This window comes from Streptococcus sp. 3874 (genome assembly GCF_013276425.1).
Taxonomy (GTDB): Bacteria; Bacillota; Bacilli; order Lactobacillales; family Streptococcaceae; genus Streptococcus; species Streptococcus pseudopneumoniae.
In genome coordinates this window covers 1-14,541 of record NZ_VMLA01000016.1, presented here as the reverse complement: position 1 = coordinate 14,541, position 14,541 = coordinate 1, and the positions used below count along the sequence as shown (strand labels likewise).

9 protein-coding genes, 1 tRNA gene and 1 pseudogene are annotated in these 14,541 nt (G+C 41.5%); 6 read left to right on the top strand and 5 right to left on the bottom strand.

Translation table 11 applies throughout. The annotated features are described in order from the left end of the window. The first annotated feature begins 27 nt into the window (after positions 1–27). Both endA and HT703_RS01420 read left to right on the top strand, forming a co-directional pair. A complete protein-coding gene (endA, locus tag HT703_RS01425; RefSeq protein WP_001036782.1) occupies positions 28–858 on the top strand; it encodes a DNA-entry nuclease EndA in 831 nt (276 codons plus the stop codon). 391 nt (positions 859–1,249) lie between these two features. Then, positions 1,250–2,581 carry a hemolysin family protein gene (locus HT703_RS01420; protein WP_000390030.1) on the top strand — a complete coding sequence of 444 codons (1,332 nt, stop codon included), beginning with the start codon at positions 1,250–1,252 and terminating at the stop codon, positions 2,579–2,581. Positions 2,582–2,769: 188 nt separating this feature from the next. Here the strand turns inward: HT703_RS01420 and HT703_RS01415 are convergent. Beyond that, positions 2,770–2,840, bottom strand: a tRNA-Cys gene (locus tag HT703_RS01415). Positions 2,841–3,254: 414 nt separating this feature from the next. Here HT703_RS01415 and rpoB point away from each other — a divergent pair. The 3 genes from rpoB to ndk all read left to right on the top strand — a co-directional run bounded on the left by rpoB (position 3,255) and on the right by ndk (position 11,098). Then, positions 3,255–6,866 (top strand): DNA-directed RNA polymerase subunit beta, encoded by a 3,612-nt coding sequence (rpoB, locus tag HT703_RS01410; RefSeq protein WP_172929866.1) that lies wholly within the window; start codon positions 3,255–3,257, stop codon positions 6,864–6,866. 32 nt (positions 6,867–6,898) lie between these two features. Beyond that, positions 6,899–10,576, top strand: coding sequence for a DNA-directed RNA polymerase subunit beta' (gene rpoC, locus HT703_RS01405; protein WP_000228740.1), 3,678 nt, complete (start codon positions 6,899–6,901; stop codon positions 10,574–10,576). 108 nt (positions 10,577–10,684) lie between these two features. Then, a complete protein-coding gene (ndk, locus tag HT703_RS01400) occupies positions 10,685–11,098 on the top strand; it encodes a nucleoside-diphosphate kinase (protein WP_000438300.1) in 414 nt (137 codons plus the stop codon). 247 nt (positions 11,099–11,345) lie between these two features. Here the strand turns inward: ndk and HT703_RS01395 are convergent, their stop codons facing one another. From HT703_RS01395 to HT703_RS11575, 3 genes are read right to left on the bottom strand one after another with little or no spacing between them, the layout of a single operon-like run. Beyond that, on the bottom strand, positions 11,346–12,266 hold the full coding sequence (locus HT703_RS01395; RefSeq protein ID WP_000771127.1) for an N-acetylmuramoyl-L-alanine amidase family protein: 921 nt from the start codon (positions 12,264–12,266) through the stop codon (positions 11,346–11,348). Positions 12,267–12,284: 18 nt separating this feature from the next. Continuing rightward, positions 12,285–13,241, bottom strand: a complete 957-nt coding sequence (locus HT703_RS11580) for a serine protease (protein WP_054392931.1) — start codon at positions 13,239–13,241, stop codon at positions 12,285–12,287. 12 nt (positions 13,242–13,253) lie between these two features. Next, positions 13,254–13,550, bottom strand: coding sequence for a hypothetical protein (locus HT703_RS11575; protein WP_054392932.1), 297 nt, complete (start codon positions 13,548–13,550; stop codon positions 13,254–13,256). Between the two features lie 316 nt (positions 13,551–13,866). Here HT703_RS11575 and HT703_RS11940 point away from each other — a divergent pair. Then, a pseudogene (locus HT703_RS11940) lies at positions 13,867–14,049 on the top strand (IS110 family transposase); the annotation flags it as partial. A gap of 154 nt (positions 14,050–14,203) precedes the next feature. Here the strand turns inward: HT703_RS11940 and HT703_RS11935 are convergent. Further along, positions 14,204–14,374: a PhrA family quorum-sensing system peptide gene (locus HT703_RS11935; RefSeq protein WP_001227865.1), complete on the bottom strand. Its 171-nt coding sequence runs from the start codon at positions 14,372–14,374 to the stop codon at positions 14,204–14,206. Positions 14,375–14,541: the final 167 nt, after the last annotated feature.

Sequence of the window (14,541 nt, the reverse complement as noted above, 5' to 3'; positions counted from 1 at the left end):
AGCCTTTTTCTAAAGATAAGGAGAAATATGAACAAAAAAACAAGACAGACACTGATTGGACTGCTAGTGTTATTGCTCTTATCTACAGGGAGCTATTATATCAAGCAGATGCAGTCGGCACCTAATAGTCCTAAAACCAAGCTTAGTCAGAAAAAACAAGCGTCTGAAGCTCCTAGTCAAGCATTGGCAGAGAGTGTCTTAACAGACGCAGTCAAAAACCAAGTAAAAGGGAGTCTGGAGTGGAACGGATCAGGTGCTTTTATCGTCAATGGTAATAAAACAAACCTAAATGCCAAGGTTTCAAGTAAGCCCTACGCTGATAATAAAACAAAGACGGTGGGCAAGGAGACCGTACCAACCGTGGCTAATGCCCTCTTGTCTAAGGCTACTCGTCAGTACAAGAATCGTGAAGAAACTGGGAATGGTTCGACTTCATGGACTCCTCCAGGCTGGCATCAGGTCAAGAATCTAAAGGGCTCTTATACCCATGCAGTCGATAGAGGTCATCTGTTAGGCTATGCCTTAATCGGTGGTTTGGATGGTTTTGATGCCTCGACAAGCAATCCTAAAAACATTGCTGTTCAGACAGCCTGGGCAAATCAGGCGCAGGCCGAGGATTCGACTGGTCAAAACTACTATGAAAGTAAGGTGCGTAAAGCCTTGGACCAAAACAAGCGTGTCCGTTACCGTGTAACCCTTTACTACGCTTCAAACGAGGATTTAGTTCCTTCAGCTTCACAGATTGAAGCCAAGTCTTCAGATGGAGAATTGGAATTTAATGTTCTAGTTCCCAATGTTCAAAAGGGGCTTCAACTGGATTACCGAACTGGAGAAGTAACTGTAACTCATACTCAATGAAAATCAAAAAGCAAACTAGGAAGCTAGCCGCANNGAGGTTGCAGATAAAGCTGACGTGGTTTGAAGAGATTTTCGAAGAGTATCAGTAAAAGATAAGATAAACTCCTATATCACTTATGGATGTAGGAGTTCTTTTTTCTAGTTTAAGTAGGGCTAGAGTAGGTACTAAGAAAAAATGGTAACTTCTAAAACTAACTTCCAGTTTCCCACAACCTAGCTTTTAGTATGAGAAAAACGCGTGAAATCAGTGGAAATCCGTCTTAGACTAACTTCCAGTTTTGGGAGAGAGATGGAAGTTACTTTGAGAAGTTACGCTAAGAAAAAAATAATATGTATTGGATTAAATTTTGTGATATAATAAAGGATAAGATACTATTTTAGGAGAAGAACTATGGAAGACCCAAGTAGTCAGAATTTGTTGCTACAATTTGTTTTATTGTTTATCTTGACGGTATTAAATGCCTTTTTCTCAGCCACAGAAATGGCCATGGTTTCTCTTAATCGTGCCCGAGTTGAACAAAAGGCGGAAGAAGGAGACAGACGCTACATCCGCCTGCTGAAGGTACTAGAAAATCCTAACCACTTTTTATCAACCATTCAGGTAGGAATCACCCTGATTACAATCTTATCAGGGGCGAGTTTAGCTGATACTCTAGGACGTGTGATTGCCTCTTGGCTTGGGAATAGCGAAACAGCACAAGCAGTGGCAACTTTTCTATCCTTGGCATTTTTGACCTATATTTCCATCGTTTTTGGGGAATTATATCCTAAGAGAATCGCTCTTAATCTAAAGGATGCCTTGGCCATTCGTACAGCGCCGGTTATCATTGGGATCGGAAAACTAGTCAGTCCTTTTGTTTGGCTTTTAGCTGCTTCGACCAATTTCTTGAGCCATTTGACTCCTATGTCATTCGATGATGCGGATGAAAAGATGACCCGTGATGAAATTGCCTATATGCTGACAAATAGTGAAGAAACATTGGATGCTGATGAGATTGAGATGCTACAAGGTGTCTTTTCGCTCGATGAACTGATGGCACGAGAGGTTATGGTTCCTCGGACAGATGCTTTTATGGTGGATATTCAGGATGATAGTCAAAGCATTATCCAAAGTATTTTAAAACAAAACTTTTCCCGTATACCAGTTTACGATGGGGATAAGGACAATGTAATTGGAATCATTCACACCAAGAGTCTCCTTAAGGCTGGTTTTGTGGATGGTTTTGATAATATTGTTTGGAAGAAAATCTTACAAGATCCACTTTTTGTACCTGAAACTATTTTTGTGGATGACTTGCTAAAAGAATTGCGCAATACCCAAAGACAAATGGCAATCTTGCTGGATGAATACGGTGGTATGGCTGGTTTGGTGACCTTGGAAGACCTCTTAGAGGAAATTGTTGGTGAAATTGATGATGAAACGGACAAAGCAGCAATAGATGTTCATCAGATTGGCGAGGATACCTACATTGTTCAAGGAACAATGACCCTCAATGATTTCAATAATTACTTTGATGTTGAACTGGAAAGTGATGACGTTGATACCATCGCTGGTTACTATTTGACAGGAGTGGGGACCATTCCGACGACTGAGAAACTTAGCTATGAATTGGTCAGCCAAAACAAACAACTTATCTTAACCAATGATAAAGTGAAAAATGGACGTGTTACCAAGGTAAAAGTCCAAATTACAGAAGTCGAAATAGAAGAAGAAACAGAATAAACTAGAGGCTTTTGTCACCAGGCGTGACGAAGCTTTTTTCAGTTGATTTCATGAGGGAATTATGTCATGGGAAGAACTTTGCCCCAAAAGTTTTTCAAAATTATCCGTATTTATCCGAAGAAAAAAATAAAAAAGCCCTAATTTACGGGCTTTTTGTCTTGATAAATTCCGATAAATTCGGTATTGAAAGGCGGTAGACGGATTTGAACCGACGATCAAGCTTTTGCAGAGCCGTGCCTTACCACTTGGCTATACCGCCTTAACGTTTCTTATTATACCTTGAAAATGATTTTCAGTCAATAGCTTTTTCAGTTTTTTGTACCATAGTGTGATTCGAATGTGATGCCAAGTTTTCTATGGGAAAAAGATTACCAAAAATCTACTGAATCCCCTTGAAAAATCTAGCTAATTAGGGTATAATATAAATAATCATTTGTCGTAGGTTTTGTCTGAAATATTGTCCAGACAAGGCTCACAGCAGTTAAATCTTCTGAAAAAGTCAGATTTAGCTGCTCTTTTTGTGCTTTTTTTCAGGATTTTGAGTGCTTGTAACAAAGATTTAAAGATTCTGAAAATTTATCAAAGGGACACGGTGATAGGGGTTTTACAACCATATGACGATTAGAAAGCCTGATTGACAAGGCTTGGAACTTATTTACAAAGGAGAATCATCTTGGCAGGACATGACGTTCAATACGGGAAACATCGTACCCGTCGTAGTTTTTCAAGAATCAAAGAAGTTCTTGACTTACCAAATTTGATTGAAATTCAAACTGACTCATTCAAAGATTTCCTAGACCACGGTCTTAAGGAAGTGTTTGAAGATGTATTGCCAATTTCAAACTTCACAGACACAATGGAGTTGGAATTTGTTGGATATGAAATCAAGGAACCCAAATATACGCTGGAAGAAGCTCGTATCCACGATGCTAGCTACTCAGCACCAATTTTTGTAACCTTCCGCTTGATCAATAAAGAAACAGGCGAAATCAAAACCCAAGAAGTTTTCTTTGGTGATTTCCCGATCATGACAGAAATGGGTACTTTCATCATCAATGGTGGTGAACGTATTATCGTTTCTCAGTTGGTCCGCTCACCAGGTGTTTACTTTAATGATAAAGTTGATAAAAATGGTAAAGTGGGCTACGGTTCAACGGTTATCCCTAACCGTGGAGCTTGGTTGGAACTTGAAAGCGATTCAAAAGACATCGCCTACACTCGTATCGACCGTACTCGTAAGATTCCATTTACAACCTTGGTTCGTGCGCTTGGTTTCTCAGGTGATGATGAAATCTTTGATATCTTTGGTGACAGCGAATTGGTTCGCAACACTGTTGAAAAAGATATCCACAAGAACCCAATGGACTCTCGTACCGACGAAGCCTTGAAAGAAATTTACGAACGCCTTCGTCCAGGTGAGCCTAAGACAGCTGAAAGCTCACGTAGCTTGCTTGTGGCTCGTTTCTTTGACCCACGTCGCTATGACTTAGCAGCTGTCGGTCGTTACAAGATCAATAAAAAACTCAATGTTAAAACACGCTTGCTCAACCAAACCATTGCAGAGCCATTGGTAGATCCTGAAACAGGAGAAATCTTGGTAGAAGCTGGAACTGTTATGACTCGTAGTGTGATTGAAAGCATTGAAAGCCATTTGGATGGCGACCTGAACAAGATTGTTTACATTCCAAATGATGCAGCCGTTGTGACTGAGCCAGTTGTTCTTCAAAAATTCAAGGTTGTTGCACCAACTGACCCAGACCGTGTCGTAACAATTATTGGTAATGCTAATCCAGATGACAAGGTTCGTATCGTCACTCCTGCTGATATCCTTGCTGAGATGAGCTACTTCCTCAACTTGGCTGAAGGCCTTGGCCGTGTAGATGACATCGACCACCTTGGAAACCGTCGTATTCGTGCGGTTGGTGAATTGCTTGCCAACCAAGTACGTCTTGGACTTTCTCGTATGGAACGTAATGTCCGTGAACGTATGTCTGTTCAAGATAACGAAGTCTTGACACCACAACAAATTATCAATATCCGTCCTGTAACAGCTGCGGTGAAAGAATTCTTTGGTTCATCACAGTTGTCACAGTTCATGGACCAACACAACCCACTTTCTGAGTTGTCTCACAAACGCCGTTTGTCAGCCTTAGGACCTGGTGGTTTGACTCGTGACCGTGCCGGATATGAAGTACGTGACGTGCACTACACTCACTATGGTCGTATGTGTCCTATCGAGACACCTGAAGGACCTAACATCGGTTTGATCAATAACTTGTCATCTTACGGACATTTGAACAAATATGGTTTTGTTCAAACACCATACCGTAAGGTTGACCGTGAAACAGGCGTTGTTACAAACGAAATCGTTTGGTTGACAGCCGATGAAGAAGATGAATATACTGTAGCTCAGGCAAACTCTCGTCTGAACGAAGATGGAACCTTTGCTGAGAAGATTGTCATGGGACGTCACCAAGGGGTCAACCAAGAGTATCCAGCTAATGTTGTTGACTACATGGACGTATCACCAAAACAGGTAGTTGCCGTTGCGACAGCATGTATTCCTTTCTTGGAAAACGATGACTCCAACCGTGCCCTCATGGGAGCCAACATGCAACGTCAGGCTGTGCCATTGATCAATCCTCAAGCACCTTACGTTGGTACTGGTATGGAATACCAAGCAGCCCACGATTCAGGAGCTGCTGTGATTGCTCAGTACGATGGTAAAGTTACTTACGCAGATGCTGACAAGGTAGAAGTTCGTCGTGAAGATGGTTCATTGGATGTTTACCACATCCAAAAATTCCGTCGTTCAAACTCAGGTACTGCCTACAACCAACGTACGCTTGTTAAAGTTGGCGATGTCGTTGAAAAAGGTGATTTCATCGCTGACGGACCTTCTATGGAAAATGGAGAAATGGCGCTTGGACAAAACCCAATCGTTGCCTACATGACTTGGGAAGGTTACAACTTCGAGGATGCTGTTATCATGAGCGAACGCTTGGTTAAAGACGATGTCTACACATCTGTTCACCTTGAAGAATACGAATCAGAAACACGCGATACAAAGCTTGGGCCTGAAGAAATTACTCGTGAAATTCCAAATGTTGGGGAAGACGCTCTTAAAGACCTTGACGAAATGGGTATTATCCGTATCGGTGCTGAGGTTAAAGAAGGTGATATCCTTGTAGGTAAAGTAACACCTAAGGGTGAGAAAGACCTTTCAGCTGAAGAACGTCTCTTGCACGCTATCTTCGGAGATAAATCTCGTGAAGTTCGTGATACTTCTCTTCGTGTACCACACGGTGCCGATGGTGTCGTTCGTGATGTTAAGATCTTTACACGTGCAAATGGAGATGAGCTGCAATCAGGTGTTAACATGCTGGTTCGCGTCTACATTGCTCAAAAACGTAAGATCAAGGTCGGAGATAAGATGGCCGGACGTCACGGAAACAAAGGTGTTGTTTCTCGTATCGTTCCTGTAGAAGACATGCCTTACCTTCCAGACGGAACTCCAGTCGATATCATGTTGAACCCACTTGGGGTGCCATCACGTATGAATATCGGTCAGGTTATGGAGCTTCACCTTGGTATGGCAGCTCGTACTCTTGGTATCCACATCGCAACACCAGTCTTTGACGGAGCAAGTTCTGAAGACCTTTGGTCAACTGTTAAAGAAGCTGGTATGGATAGCGATGCCAAAACAATCCTTTACGATGGACGTACTGGAGAACCGTTTGATAACCGTGTTTCTGTCGGAGTCATGTACATGATCAAACTCCACCACATGGTTGATGATAAATTGCACGCGCGTTCAGTCGGACCTTACTCAACTGTTACCCAACAACCACTCGGAGGTAAAGCTCAGTTTGGTGGACAACGTTTCGGTGAGATGGAGGTTTGGGCTCTTGAAGCCTACGGTGCATCAAATGTCCTACAAGAAATCTTGACTTACAAGTCTGACGATATCAACGGACGTTTGAAAGCTTATGAAGCTATTACAAAAGGAAAACCAATTCCAAAACCAGGTGTTCCAGAATCCTTCCGAGTTCTTGTCAAAGAATTGCAATCTCTCGGTCTTGACATGCGTGTCCTAGACGAAGATGACCAAGAAGTGGAACTTCGCGACTTGGATGAAGGAATGGACGAAGATGTCATCCACGTAGATGACCTTGAAAAAGCCCGCGAAAAAGCAGCCCAAGAGGCTAAAGCAGCCTTTGAAGCCGAAGAAGCTGAGAAAGCAACAAAAGCGGAAGCAACAGAAGAAGCTGCTGAACAAGAATAAGTAGCTCACTTAGAATAGAAAGGGAAGAAATAGTGGTTGATGTAAATCGTTTTAAAAGTATGCAAATCACCCTAGCTTCTCCAAGCAAAGTCCGTTCATGGTCTTATGGAGAAGTCAAAAAACCTGAAACAATCAATTACCGGACCTTGAAACCAGAACGTGAAGGACTCTTTGATGAAGTGATCTTTGGTCCTACAAAAGACTGGGAATGTGCTTGTGGTAAGTACAAACGCATTCGTTACAGAGGGATTGTTTGTGACCGTTGTGGGGTTGAAGTAACGCGTACAAAAGTTCGTCGTGAGCGTATGGGGCACATCGAATTGAAAGCTCCTGTATCTCACATCTGGTACTTCAAGGGGATTCCAAGCCGTATGGGCTTGACCCTTGATATGAGCCCTCGTGCCCTCGAGGAAGTTATCTACTTTGCAGCTTATGTGGTGATTGATCCTAAGGATACACCACTTGAGCACAAGTCTATCATGACAGAGCGCGAATACCGTGAGCGCTTGCGTGAGTATGGTTATGGATCATTCGTTGCCAAGATGGGGGCCGAAGCCATCCAAGACCTTTTAAAACAAGTAGATCTTGAAAAAGAAATTGCTGAACTCAAAGAAGAATTGAAAACAGCTACTGGACAAAAACGTGTCAAAGCCATCCGTCGTTTGGATGTTTTGGATGCCTTTTACAAGTCTGGAAACAAACCTGAATGGATGATTCTCAACATCCTTCCGGTTATTCCACCAGATCTTCGTCCAATGTTGCAGTTGGATGGTGGCCGTTTTGCCTCATCTGACTTGAACGACCTGTACCGCCGTGTTATCAACCGTAACAACCGTTTGGCTCGTTTGCTTGAGTTGAATGCACCTGGTATCATCGTTCAAAATGAGAAACGTATGCTTCAAGAAGCGGTTGACGCTTTGATTGACAATGGTCGTCGTGGTCGTCCAATCACAGGACCAGGTAGCCGTCCACTGAAATCATTGAGCCACATGCTTAAAGGTAAACAAGGACGCTTCCGTCAAAACTTGCTCGGTAAACGTGTTGACTTCTCAGGACGTTCCGTTATCGCCGTTGGTCCAACGCTTAAGATGTACCAATGTGGTGTGCCACGTGAAATGGCGATCGAGCTCTTTAAACCATTCGTCATGCGTGAAATCGTTGCCCGTGATATCGTGCAAAACGTCAAAGCGGCTAAACGCTTGGTCGAACGCGGAGATGAGCGTATCTGGGATATTCTTGAAGAAGTGATCAAAGAACACCCAGTGCTTTTGAACCGCGCACCTACCCTTCACCGTTTGGGTATCCAAGCCTTCGAGCCAGTCTTGATTGATGGTAAGGCCCTTCGCTTGCACCCGCTTGTCTGTGAAGCCTATAATGCTGACTTTGACGGGGACCAAATGGCCATCCACGTACCGCTTTCAGAAGAAGCCCAAGCAGAAGCTCGTATCTTGATGCTCGCTGCTGAGCACATCTTGAACCCGAAAGATGGTAAACCAGTTGTTACTCCATCTCAGGACATGGTTTTGGGTAACTACTACTTGACTATGGAAGAAGCTGGTCGTGAAGGTGAAGGAATGGTCTTCAAAGACCGTGACGAAGCGGTTATGGCTTACCGTAATGGTTATGTTCACCTTCACTCACGTGTTGGTATCGCAACAGACAGCCTCAACAAGCCTTGGACAGAAGAGCAAAAACACAAGGTCTTGCTTACAACAGTTGGTAAAATCCTCTTCAACGACATCATGCCAGAGGGTCTACCATACTTGCAAGAACCAAACAATGCCAACTTAACAGAAGGCGTCCCAGCTAAATACTTCTTGCCACTTGGTGGAGATATCAAGGAAGCTATCAGCAAACTTGAACTCAACCCTCCATTCAAGAAGAAAAACCTTGGAAATATCATCGCTGAAATCTTCAAACGTTTCCGTACGACAGAAACTTCTGCCCTACTTGACCGTATGAAGAACCTCGGTTACCACCACTCAACTCTTGCGGGATTGACAGTGGGTATTGCCGATATCCCAGTCGTTGATGATAAGGCTGAAATCATCGAAGAATCACATAAACGTGTAGAACAAATCACCAAACAATTCCGTCGTGGTATGATCACAGACGACGAGCGATACAATGCCGTTACAGCTGAATGGCGTGCTGCCCGTGAAAAACTTGAGAAACGTTTGATTGCCAACCAAGATCCTAAGAACCCAATCGTTATGATGATGGACTCTGGAGCTCGTGGTAACATCTCAAACTTCTCACAGCTTGCCGGTATGCGTGGTCTGATGGCTGCTCCGAACGGACGTATCATGGAATTGCCAATCCTTTCAAACTTCCGCGAAGGTTTGTCGGTACTCGAAATGTTCTTCTCAACTCACGGTGCCCGTAAAGGTATGACCGATACGGCCCTTAAGACAGCCGACTCAGGTTACTTGACTCGTCGTTTGGTTGACGTTGCCCAAGACGTTATCATCCGTGAGGACGACTGTGGAACTGACCGTGGTCTCTTGATCCGTTCTATCGCAGAAGGAAAAGAGATGATCGAGTCTCTCGAAGAGCGTCTCAATGGTCGTTACACTAAGAAAACTGTTAAACATCCAGAAACTGGTGCAGTTATCATTGGTCCAAATGAATTGATTACAGAAGACAAGGCGCGTGAAATTGTCAATGCTGGTGTGGAAGAAGTGACTATCCGCTCAGTATTTACATGTAACACTCGTCATGGTGTCTGCCGTCATTGTTACGGTATCAACTTGGCGACTGGTGATGCAGTTGAAGTTGGTGAAGCAGTTGGTACAATCGCTGCCCAATCTATCGGGGAACCTGGTACACAGCTTACAATGCGTACCTTCCACACGGGTGGGGTTGCCTCAAATACCGATATCACTCAGGGTCTTCCTCGTGTCCAAGAAATCTTTGAAGCCCGCAATCCTAAAGGGGAAGCGGTTATCACAGAGGTTAAAGGACAAGTTACCGCTATCGAAGAAGATGCATCAACTCGTACCAAGAAAGTCTTTGTTAAGGGTGAAACTGGCGAAGGTGAGTACGTTGTTCCATTTACAGCTCGTATGCGTGTTGAAGTTGGGGACCAAGTAGCGCGTGGTGCTGCTCTTACAGAAGGTTCTATCCAACCAAAACGTCTCCTTGCAGTTCGTGATGTCTTGTCAGTTGAAACTTACCTTCTCGGTGAAGTACAAAAAGTTTACCGTAGCCAAGGGGTAGAAATCGGTGACAAACACATCGAGGTAATGGTTCGTCAAATGATTCGTAAAGTCCGTGTCATGGATCCAGGTGACACAGATCTTCTCATGGGTACCCTCATGGATATCAATGACTTTACAGATGCCAACAAAGATGTCCTTATCGCAGGTGGTGTTCCAGCGACAGGTCGCCCAGTCCTCATGGGAATTACCAAAGCCTCACTTGAAACCAACAGTTTCTTGTCAGCGGCTTCCTTCCAGGAAACAACTCGTGTCCTTACTGACGCGGCTATCCGTGGTAAGAAAGACCATCTCCTTGGACTTAAAGAAAATGTTATCATCGGTAAGATCATCCCAGCAGGTACTGGTATGGCTCGCTACCGTAACCTTGAACCACATGCTATCAACGAAGAAGAATACCTTAATCCTCCAGTAGAGGAAGAAGGGAATGAAGAAACAACAGAAGTAGTTGTGGATACTGCCGTTGAAACTGTGGAAGAAACAGTAGAATAAAAGCAGATGAGAGAGCCTTCGGGTTCTCTTTCTCTTTTCTGAAAACTTTCTCCATTTTTCCATGGAATGTGGTAAAATAAAAGAAAGAAGCTGACAAAGGAGACAGGTATGGAACAAACATTTTTTATCATTAAACCAGATGGTGTAAAAAGAGGACTAGTGGGTGAAGTGTTGAAACGTATCGAACAACGTGGATTTACAATTGAAAAATTGGAGTTGCGTACACAGCTTTCAGAAGAGTTAATTGACCAGCACTATCAGGACTTGGTTGGTCAAAGTTTTTACCCACCGATTCGTGAATTTATGACTTCAGGACCGGTTCTTGTAGGTATCATTTCTGATCCCAAAGTAATCGAAACTTGGCGGACCATGATGGGTGCAACTGATCCAGAAGAAGCTTTACCAGGAACTATTCGAGTTGATTTTGCAAAAGCTGCTGGAGAAAATGAGACTATCCAAAATGTTGTACATGGTTCAGATTCAGAAGAGTCAGCTAAGCGAGAAATTGCTCTTTGGTTTTAAGAGTTGATTGGCTCAATCAATCGGTTAAAAGCTCATTTGAATAGAAAGTATAGTCACATAAAAAAGAAAGGACTAACTTCGTCCTTTCTCATTCTTAGTTTTTCTTCAACCTACTACAGTAGATAAACATACTGAATAGCTACTGTCTTGACTCATTTAATTCTTAAAAATTGATAGAGTTGACAAATGGTAGAAAAAAGCTCTTTTTAATAAGTTAAGTATCAACTACAGTTACGATTAGCATTCGTTACTTAACCCACTCACCATTATAGTTTACGTAGTAACCATCTACTGTGGTATTAACAGCTAGAGCACCTGAACCATAGGCATAATACCATTTACCATTGATTTGGAACCAGCCTGTTTTCATATCTCCATTACTTGCATTTAGATAGTACCATATTGAACCATCTTTCACCCAACCTGTGGACATTGCACCTGATGAACGAAGATAGTACCAGTTATTACCAACATAAGCCCAACCTGTTGCCATTGCACCTGATGAACGGAGGTAGTACCACTTATTGCCAATTTGCTTCCAACCAGTTTGCATGATACCAGTTTCTGAATCTAGATAGTACCAAGCTGAACCATCATTTATCCAACCTACACGTCTTTCACCACCAAGATTCTTATTCCCAGAATTTCCTGTTTTTGCTAGGTAATACCAGTTAGATTGATCATAAAGCCAACCTGTCTTTAAATAATGATCTTGATCAAAGTAGTAGTATGCTAATTTAAGAACTTCGGGACCTTCCCAGCCTTCACCATGTTTTTTCCCAACGGTTAAGGAATATTTTAGCTCTAATTCTTGCCAACCAACAAACTCTTGTAGCACTCCATTTTCGTCAAAGTAGTACCATTCTGGCATTGGGGAACCTTCTAATCTGATACCATTAGGGTAAGGACCAATTGTATATCCTTTAACTGGCATTGGAATGTACTGCCAACCAACAACCATTTCGCCATTATAATCAAAATAATAGGTCTTCCCATCAATCACTCGCCAGTCCGTTTCTTTGAGGTCCCCCTTTTTGTAATAGGTTCTACCGTTTTCTTGGACAAACTGCCATCCTTCAGAGTTATCTGCAAATACTGTATTCGTAGCTAGCAAACCAAAGAAAATTACTGTTAGTCCAGCTTGCATAGTTTTTTTCAAAAGTTTCATTTATATATACCTCCAATATTAAATCCACTCACCAGATGAAGCGAAATTATAAACTTTCCCATCAATAGTTTGGCTACCTGTAACCATTGCTCCACTTGAATTGAGATAATACCAATTTCCTCCCACTTTTATCCAACCGGTTTTCATGTCTCCATTTTTATTATCTAAGTAATACCATCTGCCTCGTACATATTTCCAACCTGTTGCCATTGAACCAGAGGTTTCCAGATAATACCATTTCCCATTTACTTTTTGCCAATCTGTGAGCATCTTACCGGAGGCGTCTAGATAGTACCAAGTGTCATTTATCTTTTGCCAACCTGTTTGTTTCGTACTGTTCTTATAATAGTACCAAGTACCACCAATCAATTTCCAACCATCAATAGAATGCCCTCGAATAACAGAGTAGATGAAAGATAGAGCCTTCTCATTTAACTTGACAGCATAATTCATTTGTTCTGCCTCACTCCCATTGGTATGAACTCCGACAACCCTATTGGTAGAATCATATACTGCTGAACCGCTTGCACCACGAAAAGTATCTACTTGATAGAATAAAAAATCATTTGTATCTTGAAGTATCGTTTTTGTATCAGTATACATCTGCTTAATATCCTTATTAACAGCAGAATATCCCGTAACTGTTACATCTAGATTTTTAGTATTTTCTAAATTATTGGGAAGTCCTAACGTCCCCAATTGAGCGCCAATCGGTTCTTCCAAAATTAAAACTGCTAAGTCATAGGTAGTAAGCTCATCTGGATCAGTATTTCGAAATTCTTTTAAATAGCGAGCTTCTTTTACTTTTATCCGACCAAACGGCACACTATTTGGAGTACGAGCAGGAGTAACATATAGTTCTTCTGCATCTTTACCAAACTCATGTTTATAAATATTATGAGCAGCAGTAATAAGGACATTATCCTTTATAAAATTGGCACTCCCTCGATAAGTTACATCTTTACCATTTTTCACACCACGAAATTCTTACTCTACATAAGCTGATGTAGAGTAAGGATATTGTAAAGTATTTTTTACCTTAACTAAATCATTTTTGCCAATAATGACTTCTGACTGATTTGTATAATATTGACCATAAGTCGGTGAAACATCGGGAAGTGAAAAATTATTAGTTCCTGGATCCTCTTGTAATGTTTCACTTACCTCATACTCCTCGCCTGTACTTGAAATAACAGTCAACGCAGATACTGTCGGTAGCTGACTAGCTAATAAAGTACTAGCAATAATTGAAATACCGAATTTGCGATAAAATGTTTTCTTCATTTTTATAATTCATTCCTTTCGTTTCACTCAAGGCACAACACAGAATGAAAAAGTGTTGTGCTCTTTGTTTTATAATAACAGTGAGAAAGCCTATCACTACTACAAATCACGGGGAGGTGAATAAGTGAGTGGTACAGCCACTACCTCGCATTTTTATAGGTGTCATTCTTTCCATCAAGCACAAGAACTGTGACTAAGAGCACGTAAACTTATAATTGAATAAGCGACTCGTTTGTGAAAGGAAAGAATAGTCAAGGGATAGGCAGACTCAAATTTTATGAAGGGAGCCCCCTCATGTTAAAAATTATTTATATGGCATCGAAAAGCTATCATCGCTATCTGTCGCAGATTATTGGTTGCCATCTACCACGTACTTTTAAAACAGGAGAGTTATAATCCAAGATTACAAGGTCTTACAGAAATAAGAAATTCAGATAAGACAATGTCTGTCCAAGATGCCGTTCGTTTTGCACAACAGCACGGATTCAAGGTGCTTTAATTTTAAAGGTTGGGTATCAAGACCTCTTTTTAGTGTGCCCAAAATTTAGAGAAGTAATCAATCAACTAACTTTTATTTTTTCAAACTTGCCCCTACAATTTTTAATGAATAATAAAAGCGAATATACTAGAGACTAATTCTATTCCATTATTCTTTAATCAGCCTTCCCAACATCAAGACCATTGGACTTCTTTTGTGATTGCACTCGAATCTCCAATTGTCTATTCTTCTGAATAAACTGTTGGTAAGGAATTGTATTACTAAACATAAAAACACCTAGCAATGCAAATGTAACTAATTTTTTAATTCCACGTTTTTTTCTCATGCAATGAAACCCCTTTCTTTTTCCTTGTTTTTATTCTAACAGATATATTTTATTTAGCCAAGTGTTTTTATTGCATTTTGAACTTTTTTTCTTATTATTACCATAAAGAATTATTTGTTTCTTTAACTTACTATTTTGAACTAAAAATTTTATAATGAAATTAAGCA

Excerpts from the sequence above, each read along its gene's own strand:
- HT703_RS11575 (WP_054392932.1), bottom strand. The coding sequence starts at position 13,550 with ATGAAGAAAACATTTTATCGCAAATTCGGTATTTCAATTATTGCTAGT.
- ndk (WP_000438300.1), top strand. The coding sequence starts at position 10,685 with ATGGAACAAACATTTTTTATCATTAAACCAGATGGTGTAAAAAGAGGA.
- HT703_RS11935 (WP_001227865.1), bottom strand. The coding sequence starts at position 14,374 with ATGAGAAAAAAACGTGGAATTAAAAAATTAGTTACATTTGCATTGCTA.
- HT703_RS01420 (WP_000390030.1), top strand. The coding sequence starts at position 1,250 with ATGGAAGACCCAAGTAGTCAGAATTTGTTGCTACAATTTGTTTTATTG.
- HT703_RS01395 (WP_000771127.1), bottom strand. The coding sequence starts at position 12,266 with ATGAAACTTTTGAAAAAAACTATGCAAGCTGGACTAACAGTAATTTTC.
- endA (WP_001036782.1), top strand. The coding sequence starts at position 28 with ATGAACAAAAAAACAAGACAGACACTGATTGGACTGCTAGTGTTATTG.